This window comes from Microbacterium wangyouchuni (genome assembly GCF_051546305.1).
Classification (GTDB): Bacteria; Actinomycetota; Actinomycetes; order Actinomycetales; family Microbacteriaceae; genus Microbacterium.
The window spans coordinates 136158-148947 of record NZ_JBPTMA010000005.1 but is presented as its reverse complement, the minus strand read 5'-3'; the positions used below and the strand labels follow the sequence as shown (position 1 = coordinate 148947).

At 64.4% G+C, this 12790-nt stretch carries 10 protein-coding genes and 1 tRNA gene; 3 read left to right on the top strand and 8 right to left on the bottom strand.

The genetic code is table 11. The features are described 5' to 3' along the window. Positions 1 to 15 precede the first annotated feature (15 nt). From ACSS7Z_RS12110 to ACSS7Z_RS12090, 5 genes are all read right to left on the bottom strand, one after another. Positions 16 to 843, bottom strand: coding sequence for a DUF559 domain-containing protein (locus ACSS7Z_RS12110; protein ID WP_438255063.1), 828 nt, complete (start codon positions 841 to 843; stop codon positions 16 to 18). 257 nt (positions 844 to 1100) lie between these two features. Beyond that, on the bottom strand, positions 1101 to 2672 hold the full coding sequence (locus tag ACSS7Z_RS12105; protein ID WP_438255061.1) for an FAD-dependent oxidoreductase: 1572 nt from the start codon (positions 2670 to 2672) through the stop codon (positions 1101 to 1103). A 31-nt stretch (positions 2673 to 2703) separates the two neighbouring features. Further along, positions 2704 to 3738 carry a ribose-phosphate diphosphokinase gene (locus tag ACSS7Z_RS12100; protein ID WP_438255060.1) on the bottom strand — a complete coding sequence of 345 codons (1035 nt, stop codon included), beginning with the start codon at positions 3736 to 3738 and terminating at the stop codon, positions 2704 to 2706. Positions 3739 to 3746: 8 nt separating this feature from the next. Continuing rightward, positions 3747 to 5177, bottom strand: coding sequence for a bifunctional UDP-N-acetylglucosamine diphosphorylase/glucosamine-1-phosphate N-acetyltransferase GlmU (gene glmU, locus ACSS7Z_RS12095; RefSeq protein WP_438255058.1), 1431 nt, complete (start codon positions 5175 to 5177; stop codon positions 3747 to 3749). A 1-nt stretch (position 5178) separates the two neighbouring features. Further along, positions 5179 to 5250, bottom strand: a tRNA-Gln gene (locus ACSS7Z_RS12090). A gap of 79 nt (positions 5251 to 5329) precedes the next feature. Between ACSS7Z_RS12090 and ACSS7Z_RS12085 the strand changes: the two genes are divergently transcribed. Continuing rightward, complete coding sequence (locus tag ACSS7Z_RS12085) at positions 5330 to 5824, top strand: MarR family winged helix-turn-helix transcriptional regulator (RefSeq protein WP_438255056.1); 495 nt, start codon at positions 5330 to 5332, stop codon at positions 5822 to 5824. Positions 5825 to 5843: 19 nt separating this feature from the next. Next, the gene (locus tag ACSS7Z_RS12080; protein WP_438255234.1) at positions 5844 to 6803 is read left to right on the top strand and encodes a pseudouridine synthase; all 960 of its coding nucleotides are present in this window, start codon (positions 5844 to 5846) and stop codon (positions 6801 to 6803) included. Here ACSS7Z_RS12080 and ACSS7Z_RS12075 read toward each other — a convergent pair. Genes ACSS7Z_RS12075 through ACSS7Z_RS12065 form a run of 3 tightly spaced genes read right to left on the bottom strand, consistent with a single transcriptional unit; the run spans position 6796 to position 11399 of the window. Next, entirely contained in the window at positions 6796 to 8604 is a 1809-nt protein-coding gene (locus tag ACSS7Z_RS12075; RefSeq protein ID WP_438255054.1) for an ABC-F family ATP-binding cassette domain-containing protein, read from the bottom strand. The genes ACSS7Z_RS12080 and ACSS7Z_RS12075 overlap by 8 nt on opposite strands. A 24-nt stretch (positions 8605 to 8628) precedes the next feature. Continuing rightward, positions 8629 to 9819, bottom strand: a complete 1191-nt coding sequence (locus ACSS7Z_RS12070) for an ROK family transcriptional regulator (RefSeq protein ID WP_438255052.1) — start codon at positions 9817 to 9819, stop codon at positions 8629 to 8631. 50 nt (positions 9820 to 9869) lie between these two features. Beyond that, positions 9870 to 11399, bottom strand: a complete 1530-nt coding sequence (locus tag ACSS7Z_RS12065; protein ID WP_438255050.1) for an ATP-binding cassette domain-containing protein — start codon at positions 11397 to 11399, stop codon at positions 9870 to 9872. A 198-nt stretch (positions 11400 to 11597) separates the two neighbouring features. Between ACSS7Z_RS12065 and chvE the strand changes: the two genes are divergently transcribed. Beyond that, positions 11598 to 12749 carry a multiple monosaccharide ABC transporter substrate-binding protein gene (gene chvE, locus ACSS7Z_RS12060; protein WP_438255049.1) on the top strand — a complete coding sequence of 384 codons (1152 nt, stop codon included), beginning with the start codon at positions 11598 to 11600 and terminating at the stop codon, positions 12747 to 12749. Positions 12750 to 12790: the final 41 nt, after the last annotated feature.

Genomic DNA, 12790 nt, shown 5'->3' with positions numbered 1-12790 from the left:
CACCAGGCCAGGGCATCAGACGAGTCTGGCGAGGGCGGCGAGGATCGCCGCTTCGACGATGGGCCAGTTGTACACGACCATCGCGTAGTCGAAGCGGAGCGTTTCGTATCCAACGGCGGATGCCGCGGCATCCCTCATGAGATCTCTGTGCCGTTCAGACTCGCCATCGTGATTCTCTTTCCCATCCGTCTCGAGAATCAGTCGGCCGTCGACGACGAAGTCCACCCGTCCGACAGTCGGTATCGAGACCTGACAGTCGAGCCGGATGCCGAGCAGCTCAAGACGCAGGCGCAGCAATGATTCCAGCCCGCTGTCAGCGTCGGAACGGGCAAGGTCGACCAACCATCGTGCGCCCACCGGGAGGCGCTGTCGGATTCGAGCTTTCGCAACGGCCTTGATCTTCCGCTGGCGCAGCGCCGATTCCAGCGCAGCGAAGAAGGCTTCATCGCCGTGGCAATGGTAGACATGCACCAGCACCACGTCCAGCGGCGCCAGTCCGAGCCTCATCGGTCCGGCGAAGAAATGGCCGACACACGAACAGGTTGAGGGATGATGCACTCTCCCGGTGCCGCCCAACCAGACGTGCACGGCCTCATCCTCGTTCAGGGTCCAGACACCGTGCAGGCGCAGCGCGCGAGCGCAGGTGACGGCGCCGCCGTGGCGTGCAGCCTCCACAAGGTCGGGATTCGTGTCGGGTAAGGCGAACACACCCGGGCGTAACCGCAGAATGTTACCGCCGCGCACAGCGTGCGACAGCATCCGACGGGAAAATCCGAACTCCTGCAATCGGACTCCACGGGCGATGCCGCCCTCGGACGCAATGATCTGAGCTGGTTGAAGCATCTGCCGATGATCCCGCATCCTCGGTGCCGGAATACGGTCCACACGACGAATGTGGAAGAATCCTGCATCCGTACGGAGTGTGCAGAACTAGTGAGGGCCGCACACTTGCAGGGCCGAAGCACGCCTGCAGTGGCATCCCACGGCGTTTCGCCCTGCATCTGTACGATCGCCCTGCATCCGGACCGAGGGCGGGTCTGGCGAGGGCGGGTCTGGCGGGCCTGGCGAGGGCGGGTCTGGCGAGGGCGGACGAGGACGAGTCAGTATCCGGCGAAGGCATCGGTCGTGAGTGACCGGGCCTTCTGCAGGGCCGGGGCGAGGTCGGCGAGCAGCCGCGGCGGCCCGGAGATGAACGCGTGCCGACTGGGCAGATCAGGCACGACTCGCTCAAGCCCAGCGGCATCCAGGCGCACGCCCTGTGCCCAGTGCCAGTGCTCCGGCAACGCCTGCGGGGCATCCCGAGTGAACACGATCGTGGGTACTCCGGTCGCTTCGAGTTCCGCGCGGAATGCCAGCTCCATCGCTTCGGCTGCGACATAGACGAGCACGACGTCGCGCTGCAGCCCGTCAGCCTGCAACTGCCGCAGCTGCGAGACGAACGGTGTCACGCCGATTCCGGCCGCCACCATCAGCACCGGCGCATCGCCGTGCGGCAGGACGAAGTCTCCCCACGTTCCGGTCACAGCCAGCGTCGCTCCCGGTTGCGCGGCCGCAAGCGCCCGTTTGTACGACGAGGGATGCTTCTGATCACCGTTCTTGTATGCAATGCGCAGGGTCGGAAGATCTGCCGGCGCAGAGACGATGCTGAACTCGCGGCGGGTGCCTCGCGCATCCGGGTGGTGATGCGGCACATCGAGCTCGAGGTACTGACCGGGGATGAACTTCAGCTTCCCCTGAGCTCGGAAGGTCAACTCCTGCGCGGTCGGGGTGATGAACTCGCGTTTCTGCAGTGTCAGCCGAACCGACCCGCGCAGTGCGAAGGCGACCGCGAGCAGATTGCCGATCAGCAGCGCCCGCTCCTGTCCGAGGGTGAACAATCCCCCGATGAGAATCGGCCAACCGGCGAGGAGCCCCACCAGCGCTGCGACAGCGAACTGCTGCCAGCGCCGGGGCGGACTGGTCAGCGGCTCGGACACCATGAACACCCCGAGGAACAGGAACGGCGACTGCAGCACCGCGAACTGCACAGCCGCAGACAGGTCGAACTCGATGCCGAGTTGCTGGGCCTGCACGGCCTGGCGCACGACCGCGGTGCCGACCGCGATCAGCACGAACACCAGCACGACCCGAATCTTCTCGGTGCGCCACAGCACGAGCAGTCCGAACAGCGCAACGGGAAGCGCGAGCGCCGCGTTACCCACCCACCACGATGCCGACGTTCCCAGCCATTCGAATGCGCCGAAGGATCCGATCAGCGTGACCACGGCTGCACCAAATGCCGCCGGATTGAGGATATGGCGGCCACGCCAGGCGATGACGTACTTCGACAGGCTCGCCACAGCGCCCGTCAGAGCGAGCCCGATGAGGGCCGCAGGGTCTGTGCCGGGACGCATCACGAACAGCAGGATCAGCGCGGTGACGAGCGAGGATTCCACGCGCCACGGCAGATGCAGCACCCGCTGGGCCGCGGCGTCGACGGCGGAGATCACCCCGGCCAGCACGACGAACGAGACCACGATCTCCACCGGGGTCGGCGACACGATCCCGCCGATCGCCGAAAGCAGTAGCGCGATGAGCGCGAGCGCCACGAGCGCGAAGAACACCAGCCGATACATCGACACGGCACCGAGGATCGAGAGCACCCGCTGCCGTACAGCGGTGAATGAAGACATCACAGGACCTCGGGCTTGCTGAGAGCGTGTGCTAGGCGTCGCCGCCGAACATGCTGGTGACCGATCCGTCCTGGAACACCTCATGGATCGCCCGGCCGAGCAGCGGAGCGATCGGCAGGATCGTGAGTCCATCCCACTGCCGCGAGGCGGACAGCGGGATCGTGTCGGTGACGACGACCTCATCGATCGACTCGTCCTGCAGACGCTCGGATGCCGGGTCGCTGAAGATCGCGTGCGTTGCTGCCACGATGACGCGGCGCGCACCAGCCGCCTTCAGTGCCTGCGCAGCCTTGACGATGGTGCCACCGGTATCGATCATGTCGTCGACCAGCAGACAGGTGCGGCCCTCGACCGCGCCGACGATCTCGTGCACGGAGACCTGGTTGGCAACCTTCGGGTCGCGACGCTTGTGGATGATCGCCAGCGGTGCATCCATGCTGTCCGACCAGGTGTCGGCAACGCGCACGCGGCCCATGTCCGGCGAGACGATCGTGAGCGTTTCACGGTCTTCAGCGGTCAGCGTCTCACGGAAGTGCTCGAGCAGCACGGGCTTGGCGAACAGGTGGTCGACCGGTCCGTCGAAGAAGCCCTGGATCTGCGCGGCGTGCAGGTCGACGCTCATGACACGGTCAGCACCCGCGGTCTTGAGCAGATCAGCGACCAGACGGGCGCTGATGGGCTCGCGCCCGCGGCCCTTCTTGTCTTGCCGCGAATACGGGTAGTAGGGGGCGACGACGGTGATGCGCTTGGCCGAGGCACGCTTAGCCGCGTCGATCATGATGAGCGTCTCCATGAGCCACTCGTTGACCGGTTCACCGAATGTCTGCACCAGGAACAGGTCGCAACCGCGGATCGACACCTCGAAGCGGGCGTAGATCTCCCCCGAAGCGAACGTGCGGTGCTCTACGGGCGCCGGCTGGATTCCGAGGCCGTTGGCCACCGCGGCTGTGAGCTCCGGGTGCGAACGGCCGCCGGCCACGACGAGCCGCTTCTTGTTCTTCGCGATGAGCCCGGGGGCCACGCCGTTGTCCCGATCCAGTTCAACGGTCTTTTTCTTGTGCCCCATGCCCTGCCTTACTCTGTGGCTGTGTTGGCCCGGGAGGCCGCTTGTGCAGCGCCCGTCCCGGCTCGATTCTTCTCGACCCACCCCTCGACGTTTCGTTGAGGGGCGACGCTCAAGGCCAGTGCACCAGCGGGGACGTCCTTGCGGACTACCGCTCCCGCTCCGGTCTTCGCTCCAGCACCAATCCTAACCGGCGCGACGAAGACGTTATGCGATCCGGTGTGCACCTCGTCACCGATCTCGGTGCGGTGCTTGGCGATGTCGTCATAGTTCGCGGTGATTGCACCAGCGCCGAGGTTCACACGCTCACCGATCGTCGCATCGCCGACGTAGGAGAGATGCGGCACTTTGCTGCCCTCGCCGATCTGCGAGTTCTTCGTCTCGACGAAGGTGCCGATCTTGCCGTTCGCGCCGAGGACGGTGCCCGGGCGAACATACGCGAAGGGCCCGACGTTCGCTCCGGCGCCGATGACAGCGAGTGTCGCGTCGGCTCGGCGCACAACAGCATCCGCACCGATCTCGCAGTCGACCAATGAGGTGTCCGGGCCGATCACTGCTCCGGCTTCAATGACGGTCGCGCCGGCGATGATCGTGTTCGGGAGGACCGTCACGTCGGGCGCGATCTTCACTTCGTCGTCGATCCAGGTTGTCGCCGGGTCGATGATGGTGACGCCCTCGCGCTGCCAGCCACGGACGATCCGCTGGTTGAGGAGTCGGCCGACCTCGGCCAGCTGCACGCGGTCGTTGACACCGTAGGTCACCGTGACATCTGAGACGACGGATGCCGCCACTCGGGCCCCAGCACGACGCAGCAGCTGCGGCACATCTGTCAGATACTTCTCCCCCTGGGCATTGTCGACACCGACCGTCGGGAGGTGCTCGCGCAGCGCGGAGGCACGGAAGACGTACATGCCGGCGTTGATCTCTCGGACAAGAACCTCGTCGGCGGAGGCATCCTTCTGCTCGACGATGCGATCGACGTCACCCTCGGCATTGCGGATGACGCGGCCGTAGCCAGTCGGATCGTCAAGGACCGCGGTCATGAGCGTTGCCGCAGCGTCGGCTGCACGATGCTCGGCGATGAACGATGTCAGCGTCGCAGCATCCGCCAGCGGGCAGTCGCCGGAGAGGATGAGAACATCGCCGTCGAAAGCGGGAATCGCCTCGAGCGCGACCTCTACAGCACGTCCGGTACCCGGAATCTCATCCTGGTCGACGATGATCGCGTTCGGATGCGCGGATGCGAGCGCCTGGACGAGTTGCTCGCGTTCGTGTCTCACCACGACCTCGACGGACTCCGCGCCGAGGCTATCCGCGGCCTTCAGCACATGCCCGATGAGCGAGCGTCCACCGATCGTGTGCAGCACCTTGGGCAACCGGGACTTCATCCGAGTGCCCTGCCCTGCAGCGAGCACGATGATCGCGAGTCTGTTCTCCGTCATGCTCCGCCGCCAGGACTCGAACCTGGACTTAACAGCTCCAAAGGCTGTCGTGCTGCCATTACACCACGGCGGACCACAGCCCCGAGAGGCCGCGTGACAATTCTGCCATGCTCACGGCGGCTGGTCTGCCGAAGGCATCCGATAATGGAGATATGAACGAGACAGACGAGGTCGATCGGATCGTCCGCGCGTGGAACGCCCAGCGCCCCGACCTCGACTTCTCCCCTTTGGAGGTCCTCTCCCGGATGGACCGGCTGTCGAAGCATCTCGACCGCGCCCGGCGTGATGTCTTCCGCCGTAGCGACATCGACTCCTGGGAATGGGACGTACTCTCAGCGCTGCGCCGGGCCGGTGATCCCTTTCAGCTCTCGCCGAAGCAGCTCATGCAGCAGACGCTCGTCTCCAGCGGCACGATGACGAACCGCATCGATCGTCTGGTCGGGCGCCGCTTTGTTCGGCGGCAGGCTGATCCCGGTGACGGCCGCAGCGTCCTGGTGACCCTGACGGACGACGGTCGCGTGCGCGTGGATGCCGCGATCACCCGCCTGGTCGATATCGAGGCCGAGCTGCTGCGCGCGCTTTCCCGAGCAGACCGCGACCGAATGGCCGCGCTCCTGCGCAAGCTCAGCCTGAGTTACGACGCCTGATGGGTCGTTTCTGATGGCGATGGCATCGCCGCTGCCCATGCGAGACGGTGTGGGGGCGACGCGTCTGCACCTGCCACACACCGGGCCGTGGCCGACAATCAGTGCGTACATGGTGGAGCGCTTCTTCCACCTGGATGAGCAGTTCCTGCTGGAGCGGTTCGATCGCGGCGAGATCGTCATGGCCAACGGCTCAGCGGTGAGTCGGGATGCTCCGCTGGATGCTGCGGAGTTCATCTGGTACTACCGGGAGCCGCCGGTTGAGACCGAGATTCCGTTTCACGCCGAGATCCTGCATCAGGACGATGATCTCGTCGTGATCGACAAGCCGCACTTCCTGCCCACCACCCCTGCCGGAAGATATGTGCAGAATTCGGCGCTGGTGCGACTGCGGCGACAGCTCGACAACCCCGATCTCGCACCGATTCACCGGCTGGATCGAGCCACTGCCGGGATTCTGATGTTCTCCGCCCGGGTGCAGACACGCGGCGCCTATCAGATGCTGTTTCAGCGCCGCGAGATCGAGAAGGTCTATGAAGCGGTGTCCTCCCGTCCTGAGCGCTGGGATCCTGACTCCCCCGCACTCGACGGGCAATCGTTCCCGCTGACGGTGCGCTGCCATATCGAAAAGCTTCGTGCGCAGGTGTGTGTCGAGGTCGATCACGTTCGTGAGCCGAACTCGGAAACCGTCGTCGAACTCATCGATTCCGACGACGACGTCATCCACACGCTGCTTCGTCCGCACACCGGAAAGATGCACCAGCTGCGGGTGCATCTCGCGTCGGTGGGCGCCGGCATCCTGCACGACAATCTCTATCCGGTACTCACCGACGAGAAGCCAGATGACCACCAGCGCCCGCTGCAGCTCCTCGCCAGAGAATTGCGCTTCATCGACCCGCTGTCGGGAAACGAGCGCGAATTCATGACGCGGCGCACTCTGCAGTACGCGCCGACATCACAACTCTCTCAGGGCGTCAGCTGAGCTGTTCACTGAGCTCGAGCCAGCGCAGCTCGTGCTCTTCGATCTCCGCTTCCAGCGCGCTGATCTGCTTCATCTTCTCGCCCAGCCCCGCGTAATCGGACTGGTCGTGCTCGACGAGTGCGTGCTTGGCCTTGTCGACCTGCTGAGTGAGTTTCTGAATCTTGCGCTCGGCCGCGGCTACTTCCTTCTGCGCGGTGCGCAGGGCCGCACCATCGAGCTTGGGCGTCTTTGCGGTTGCCGTTGCGGTTGCCGCTGGCGCGCCGCTCTGCTCAGCAGTGCGTAGGCGGAGATACTCGTCCACGCCTCCGGGCAGGTGACGCAGCCGCCCGCCCATCACGGCGTACTGCTGGTCGGTAACGCGTTCGAGGAAGTAGCGGTCGTGGCTGACAACGAGCAGGGTTCCCGGCCACGAGTCCAGCAGATCTTCGATCGCTGCCAGCATGTCGGTGTCCATGTCGTTGGTCGGTTCGTCAAGGATCAACACGTTGGGCTGGTCCAGCAGCACGAGCAGCAGCTGCAACCGGCGCTGTTGACCACCGGAGAGATCCTTCACCGGCGTCGAGAGCTGGGCGGAGGTGAAGCCGAGACGCTCCAGCAGCTGGCTGGGAGTGAGCGCCTGCGCCTTGGATCCGCTGCCGAAGGTGTACTCGGTGCGCAGATTCGCGATGACCGTGCGCACCGGATCGTTCCAGACGGCCCCGAGCTCATCGATGCGCTGGGTGAGCGTCTTCACCTTCACCGTAGTGCCGCGCTTGACCCGGCCGCTGGTGGGTTCGATGGTTCCGGCCACCAGTCCCAGGAGTGTCGATTTCCCGGCGCCGTTGACACCGAGGATGCCGGTGCGCTCCCCCGGCGCGATGCGCCATTCCACATCGCGCAGTACCTCGCGCGGGCCACCGAATTCGCCGGCAGGGTAGGTGACCCCGGCATCCAGCAGATCGACGACGTCCTTGCCGAGGCGGGAAACGGCCAGCGACTGCAGCGACACCGTGTCGCGGATCTCCGGCACGTCCTCGATGAGAGCGTTCGCGGCATCGATGCGAAACTTCGGCTTGGCCGTGCGTGCCGGCGCTCCCCGGCGCAGCCAGGCGAGCTCCTTGCGAGCGAGGTTCTGTCGCTTGGCTTCGGTGGCCGCGGCCATCCGATCACGCTCAACGCGCTGCAGAATGTATGCGGCGTAGCCGCCTTCGAACGCTTCGACGACGCGGTCGTGCACCTCCCAGGTCTCCGTGCACACCTCATCGAGGAACCACCGGTCGTGTGTGACCACGAGGAATGCGCCGGAGTTCGTCGACCAACGCTTCTTCAGATGCCCCGCAAGCCAGGTGATCGCCTCGACGTCAAGGTGGTTGGTGGGCTCATCGAGCGCGATGATGTCCCACTCCGAGACCAAGAGAGTCGCGAGCGCCACGCGGCGCCGCTGCCCACCGCTGAGGCTTCGCACCGGGGCATCCCAGTCCAGATCAGCAAGCAGTCCCTGGATGACGTCGCGCACACGTGCGTCGCCGGCCCACTCGTACTCGGGCATGTCGCCGACGACCGACTGTGCAACCGTGAGGGAGTCGTCGAGGGTGTCGGCCTGGTCAAGCACGCCGACCGTCGTGCCGGCGCGCATCGTGACGCGCCCACCATCGGGTTCCTTGCGCCCCGCGAGCATCGCGAGCAGGCTCGATTTTCCATCACCGTTGCGTCCGACGATACCGATCCGATCGCCCTCCTCGATGCCGAGGGTGATGGAGTCGAAAACGACCTTGGTGGGGTATTCCAGGTGGAGGCCTTCGGCCCCGAGAAGATGTGCCATGTCTTTACCAGGGTAGCCGCGATCCTACGGAACGAGCCGCCCGGGCGCGTGACGGCCGGGGTCGCGCAGCAGTTGCTCGAACGCGAGCTCAGCCGGGGCGATCTGCATGAGACGCGAACGCATCCGTGCACGCTCGAGTCGAACCTTGCGCCCTTCTGCTCCCACCGGGTGCAGTTGCACGGCGTTCGAAAGCCGTTCCCGGCTGGTCGCCAGCAGCACGGAGAGGTAGCCGGACAGCACCACCAGCTCTGGTGCGAAGGCGTTGACGAAGTTCGTCAACGCCACGGAAAGCAAGTCCACTTGTCTAGCGACCTCGTTGAGCACGGCGGGATCCTTGACGAGGCCCAACTCGATATCCAGTTCGTCCTCGTCCAGACCTCTCCGTCCGAGCAACTGGAGCACGCGCGTGGGGTCCACTTCCGCTTGCAAACACCCGCGCCGGCCGCATGCGCACGGTGTGCCGGCCGCATCGACGACTGTGTGCCCGAACTCGCCGGCGAAGCCGGAGGTTCCTCGCAGGAGGGTTCCATCCAGAACCAGGCCCCCACCGATGCCGCTGACGGAGCCACTGAGATAAAGCATGTTCGCTACACCCCGGCCGACGCCGAATCGGGTTTCGGCCAGCGCTCCCACGCTGGAATCGTTTCCGACGGTGACGTGCATCCCGAGCGCATCTCGCAACCGGTTCGCCAACTTCTCGCGCCGCCACCCCAGCGACGGAGCAAGCAGCACGACCCCTGTCTCGTCGACGAGTCCGGGCACTGCTACTCCGGCGCCGACGAGGCGGTAATGCCGTTCGATGTCTGCACGCATGCCATCGACGAGCGATGAGAGCAAGTGCGCAAACCGTCGCGGCGATGGCGCGCTGGCCAGATCATGTCGCACACGAGAATGCACGATGCCGCCCAGGCCGACGAGCGAGACGGTGACCGACAGCGCTTCCACGCTCACGCTCAGTGCGACGACGCGGTCATCGGCAGCAACACCGAGCGAAGGCCGACCGGCGCGACCGGTCGGCTTGACAGCAGTATCGGTGACCACGCCGAGATCGAGCAGCTCCTGCACCAGCGCGGTCACCGTTGATCGATTGACTCCGACGATCGCACCGATCTGGGATCTGGACAGCGTCCCTTCGGCGTGAACCAGACGCAGCACAGCGGAGAGGTTCTGCTGCCGAACATCTTCGTTCGTGGTTGCGGCGGTACGCTGCGGCATCGAAGGAAGCATTTCCTCGGCCGTTGACCCTAGTTTCTGGTTCATCGGTGTCACCTGCGCTCGACAACCATGTGGCGCATCAGCACTTCCTGGGTTGCTTCGCCTCGCGCCACCTCCGCAGTGATACGACCTTCTGCCATCGCATAGACGCGGTCCGACAGGCCGATCACCTCAGCCAGCTCAGACGAGATTATGATGATCGCCTTGCCCTGTGCGGCCAGTTCGTTGATGATGCCGTAAATCTCATATCTCGCTCCGACGTCGATGCCCCTGGTCGGCTCATCGAGGATCAACACGTCGGGATTAGTGAACATCCACTTCGACAGAACGACCTTCTGCTGATTTCCCCCCGACAGTGTCGCGGCCGCGGCCGCGATACTCGAGGTCTTGATGTTCATCTTGTCGCGATAAGCCTCAGCGATCTTACGTTCCCTGACCTCGTCGACCAGTCCGCGCTGTCCCAGTCGGCGCAGCGCTGCCGCCGAGATGTTCTCCTGGACAGTCGCGTGCAGGTTCAGGCCGTCATGTCGGCGATCCTCCGGTACGTAGACGACTCCGTTCGCGATCGCTGAGCGCACTGTCTGCAGGTCGACCACTTCGCCGCGCTTGTAGGCCGCACCGCTGAAGACCGACCCGTAGGCACGTCCAAAAACACTCATGGCCAACTCGGTCCGTCCCGCACCGATCAGCCCCGCCAGTCCGACGATCTCCCCCGCCCGAACGTGCAGATTGACGTCGTCGACCACCTTCCGTTCTGGGTCGCTGGGGTGTCCCACACTCCAGTTCTCGATCCGGAACAGCTCATCACCGAACACTGGTTCCCGGCGAGGAAAGAGGTCGTCCAGGGGCCGGCCGACCATCGCCCGGATGACGCGACTCTCGTTGGTCTCGGGATTATCCGTCCGCATCGTCTCGACCACCCCGCCGTCCCGGATGACGGTCACCCGATCGGCAATGCGCAGGACTTCGTCGATTTTGTGCGAGATGAGCACGCAGGTGATCCCCTGCGCTTGGAGCTGCCTGATCAGAGCGAGCAAACGATCGGAATCAGCCCGGCCCAACGCCGCGGTCGGCTCATCGAGGATGAGGAGCTTGACGTTCTTCGTCAATGCCTTGGCGATCTCGACAAGCTGTCGTTTGCCGACGCCGAGCTCCCCCATCGGGGTCGTGGGATTCTCGGAGAGCCCTACGCGTCGCAGGATTTCTTCGGTCGCGAGGTAAGACCCGGGAACATCGACGAGTCCGAACCTGGTCCGTTCGTGACCGAGGTGAACATTGTCGGCGATCGACAACTGCGGCACCGCCGAAAGCTCCTGGTGGACGATCACAATGCCTGCCGCCTCGCTGTCGGCGAGTGAGCGAAACCGCATCGCTCTGCCGTCGAAGTCGATACGTCCTTCGAACGAGGAATACGGATACACGCCGCTCAAAATCTGCATGAGCGTGGATTTGCCGGCGCCGTTCTCGCCGCAGATCGCGTGGACCTCGCCCCGGGCAACCTCGAAGGTGACATCGGCGAGGGCGGCGACCGGACCGAAGCGTTTGGTGACGTCGCTCATACGCAGGATGGGTTCGGACATGCTCACCGCCTTTGAGTATCGCGCTCTTGATCGTACCCAGGGAATCGATTTGTATGCAGCCTCAAAAGAATTATTTGTATGCAGGCCCGTCAATATGCCATGCTTCCAAAACGGAAGCGAACTGGAACGCTCCCACTGCACCGGACACGGCGGTCCGATGGCACGGTCATGGCCCGCCCCTCAAGGAAGAGAGATGCAATGAGAAAGAATTTTCTGCGCACGACAGCGGCCATCGGAGCTCTCGCACTCGGCGTGAGTCTCGCCGGTTGCGCCACCGGCGCCTCCGGAGGTGGCTCTGACGGAGGCGCCACTGCCGAAGCCGTCACTGTCGGAGTTGCGATGCCGACAGAGACATCAGAGCGCTGGATCGCCGACGGCGACGCGGTCAAGTCACAACTCGAAGAAGCCGGCTACGAAGTCGACCTGCAGTTCGCCAACGATGACATCCCTCGCCAGCAGCAACAGCTCGATCAGATGATCACGAACGGCGCGGACATCCTCATCGTCGCATCAATCGACGGCACCGCCTTGGCCGCACAACTGGCCAACGCTGCAGACAAAGGCATTCCGATCATCGCCTACGACCGGCTGATCAATGGCACCGAGGACGTCGACTTCTACGTCACCTTCGACAACTACACCGTCGGTGTGCAGCAGGCGCAATCACTGTTGCGCGGACTCGGTTTCCTCGACGAGAACAACGAGGAAACCGGCCAGACAGACCCGAAGGTCATCGAGATCTTCGCCGGGTCCCCGGACGATAACAACACCAAGTTCTTCTACCAGGGCGCGATCGACACCTTGCAACCGTTCCTCGACGACGGTCGTCTCACCATCCCGTCCGGCCAGGTCGACATGGACACGGTCTCCACGCTGCGTTGGGATCAGGCCACGGCACAGAAACGCATGGAGGACCTGCTGACGAGCACTTATGACGGTGGCGCGAAGCCGCTGGATGGTGTGCTCGCGCCATACGACGGGATCTCACGGGGAATCATCACAGCGCTCGAGAACGCTGGCTACGGCTCCACCATCGAAGCCGGCCTGCCGATTCTGTCGGGACAGGATGCCGAAATCGCCTCGGTGAAGATGATCAACGACGGCGTGCAGTACGCGACCATCTTCAAGGACACGCGCAAGCTCGCCGCCCAGGCTGTCGAAGCCGCCACTGCCTACGCCGAGGGAGAAGAACCCGAGGCGAACGACAGCGAGACGTACGACAACGGCGTGAAGGTCGTGCCGTCCTTCCTGCTGGAGTCCGACATCGTCGTGGCCGACAACATCTCGTCGCTGCTGATCGACTCGGGCTACTGGAGCGAAGAAGAGGTCGCTGCGGGCGTCGCCCAGTGATTCATGCTCCAGCCGAGCGGCGAAGGTCGCTCGGCTGGAGC

Bases quoted from the DNA above. Each gene is read 5' to 3' on its own strand.
- ACSS7Z_RS12080 (WP_438255234.1), top strand. From the start codon at position 5,844: ATGGCATCGCCGCTGCCCATGCGAGACGGTGTGGGGGCGACGCGTCTG.
- ACSS7Z_RS12070 (WP_438255052.1), bottom strand. From the start codon at position 9,819: ATGCCGCAGCGTACCGCCGCAACCACGAACGAAGATGTTCGGCAGCAG.
- ACSS7Z_RS12085 (WP_438255056.1), top strand. From the start codon at position 5,330: ATGAACGAGACAGACGAGGTCGATCGGATCGTCCGCGCGTGGAACGCC.
- ACSS7Z_RS12105 (WP_438255061.1), bottom strand. From the start codon at position 2,672: ATGTCTTCATTCACCGCTGTACGGCAGCGGGTGCTCTCGATCCTCGGT.
- ACSS7Z_RS12065 (WP_438255050.1), bottom strand. From the start codon at position 11,399: ATGTCCGAACCCATCCTGCGTATGAGCGACGTCACCAAACGCTTCGGT.
- chvE (WP_438255049.1), top strand. From the start codon at position 11,598: ATGAGAAAGAATTTTCTGCGCACGACAGCGGCCATCGGAGCTCTCGCA.
- ACSS7Z_RS12075 (WP_438255054.1), bottom strand. From the start codon at position 8,604: ATGGCACATCTTCTCGGGGCCGAAGGCCTCCACCTGGAATACCCCACC.
- ACSS7Z_RS12100 (WP_438255060.1), bottom strand. From the start codon at position 3,738: ATGGGGCACAAGAAAAAGACCGTTGAACTGGATCGGGACAACGGCGTG.
- ACSS7Z_RS12110 (WP_438255063.1), bottom strand. From the start codon at position 843: ATGCTTCAACCAGCTCAGATCATTGCGTCCGAGGGCGGCATCGCCCGT.
- glmU (WP_438255058.1), bottom strand. From the start codon at position 5,177: ATGACGGAGAACAGACTCGCGATCATCGTGCTCGCTGCAGGGCAGGGC.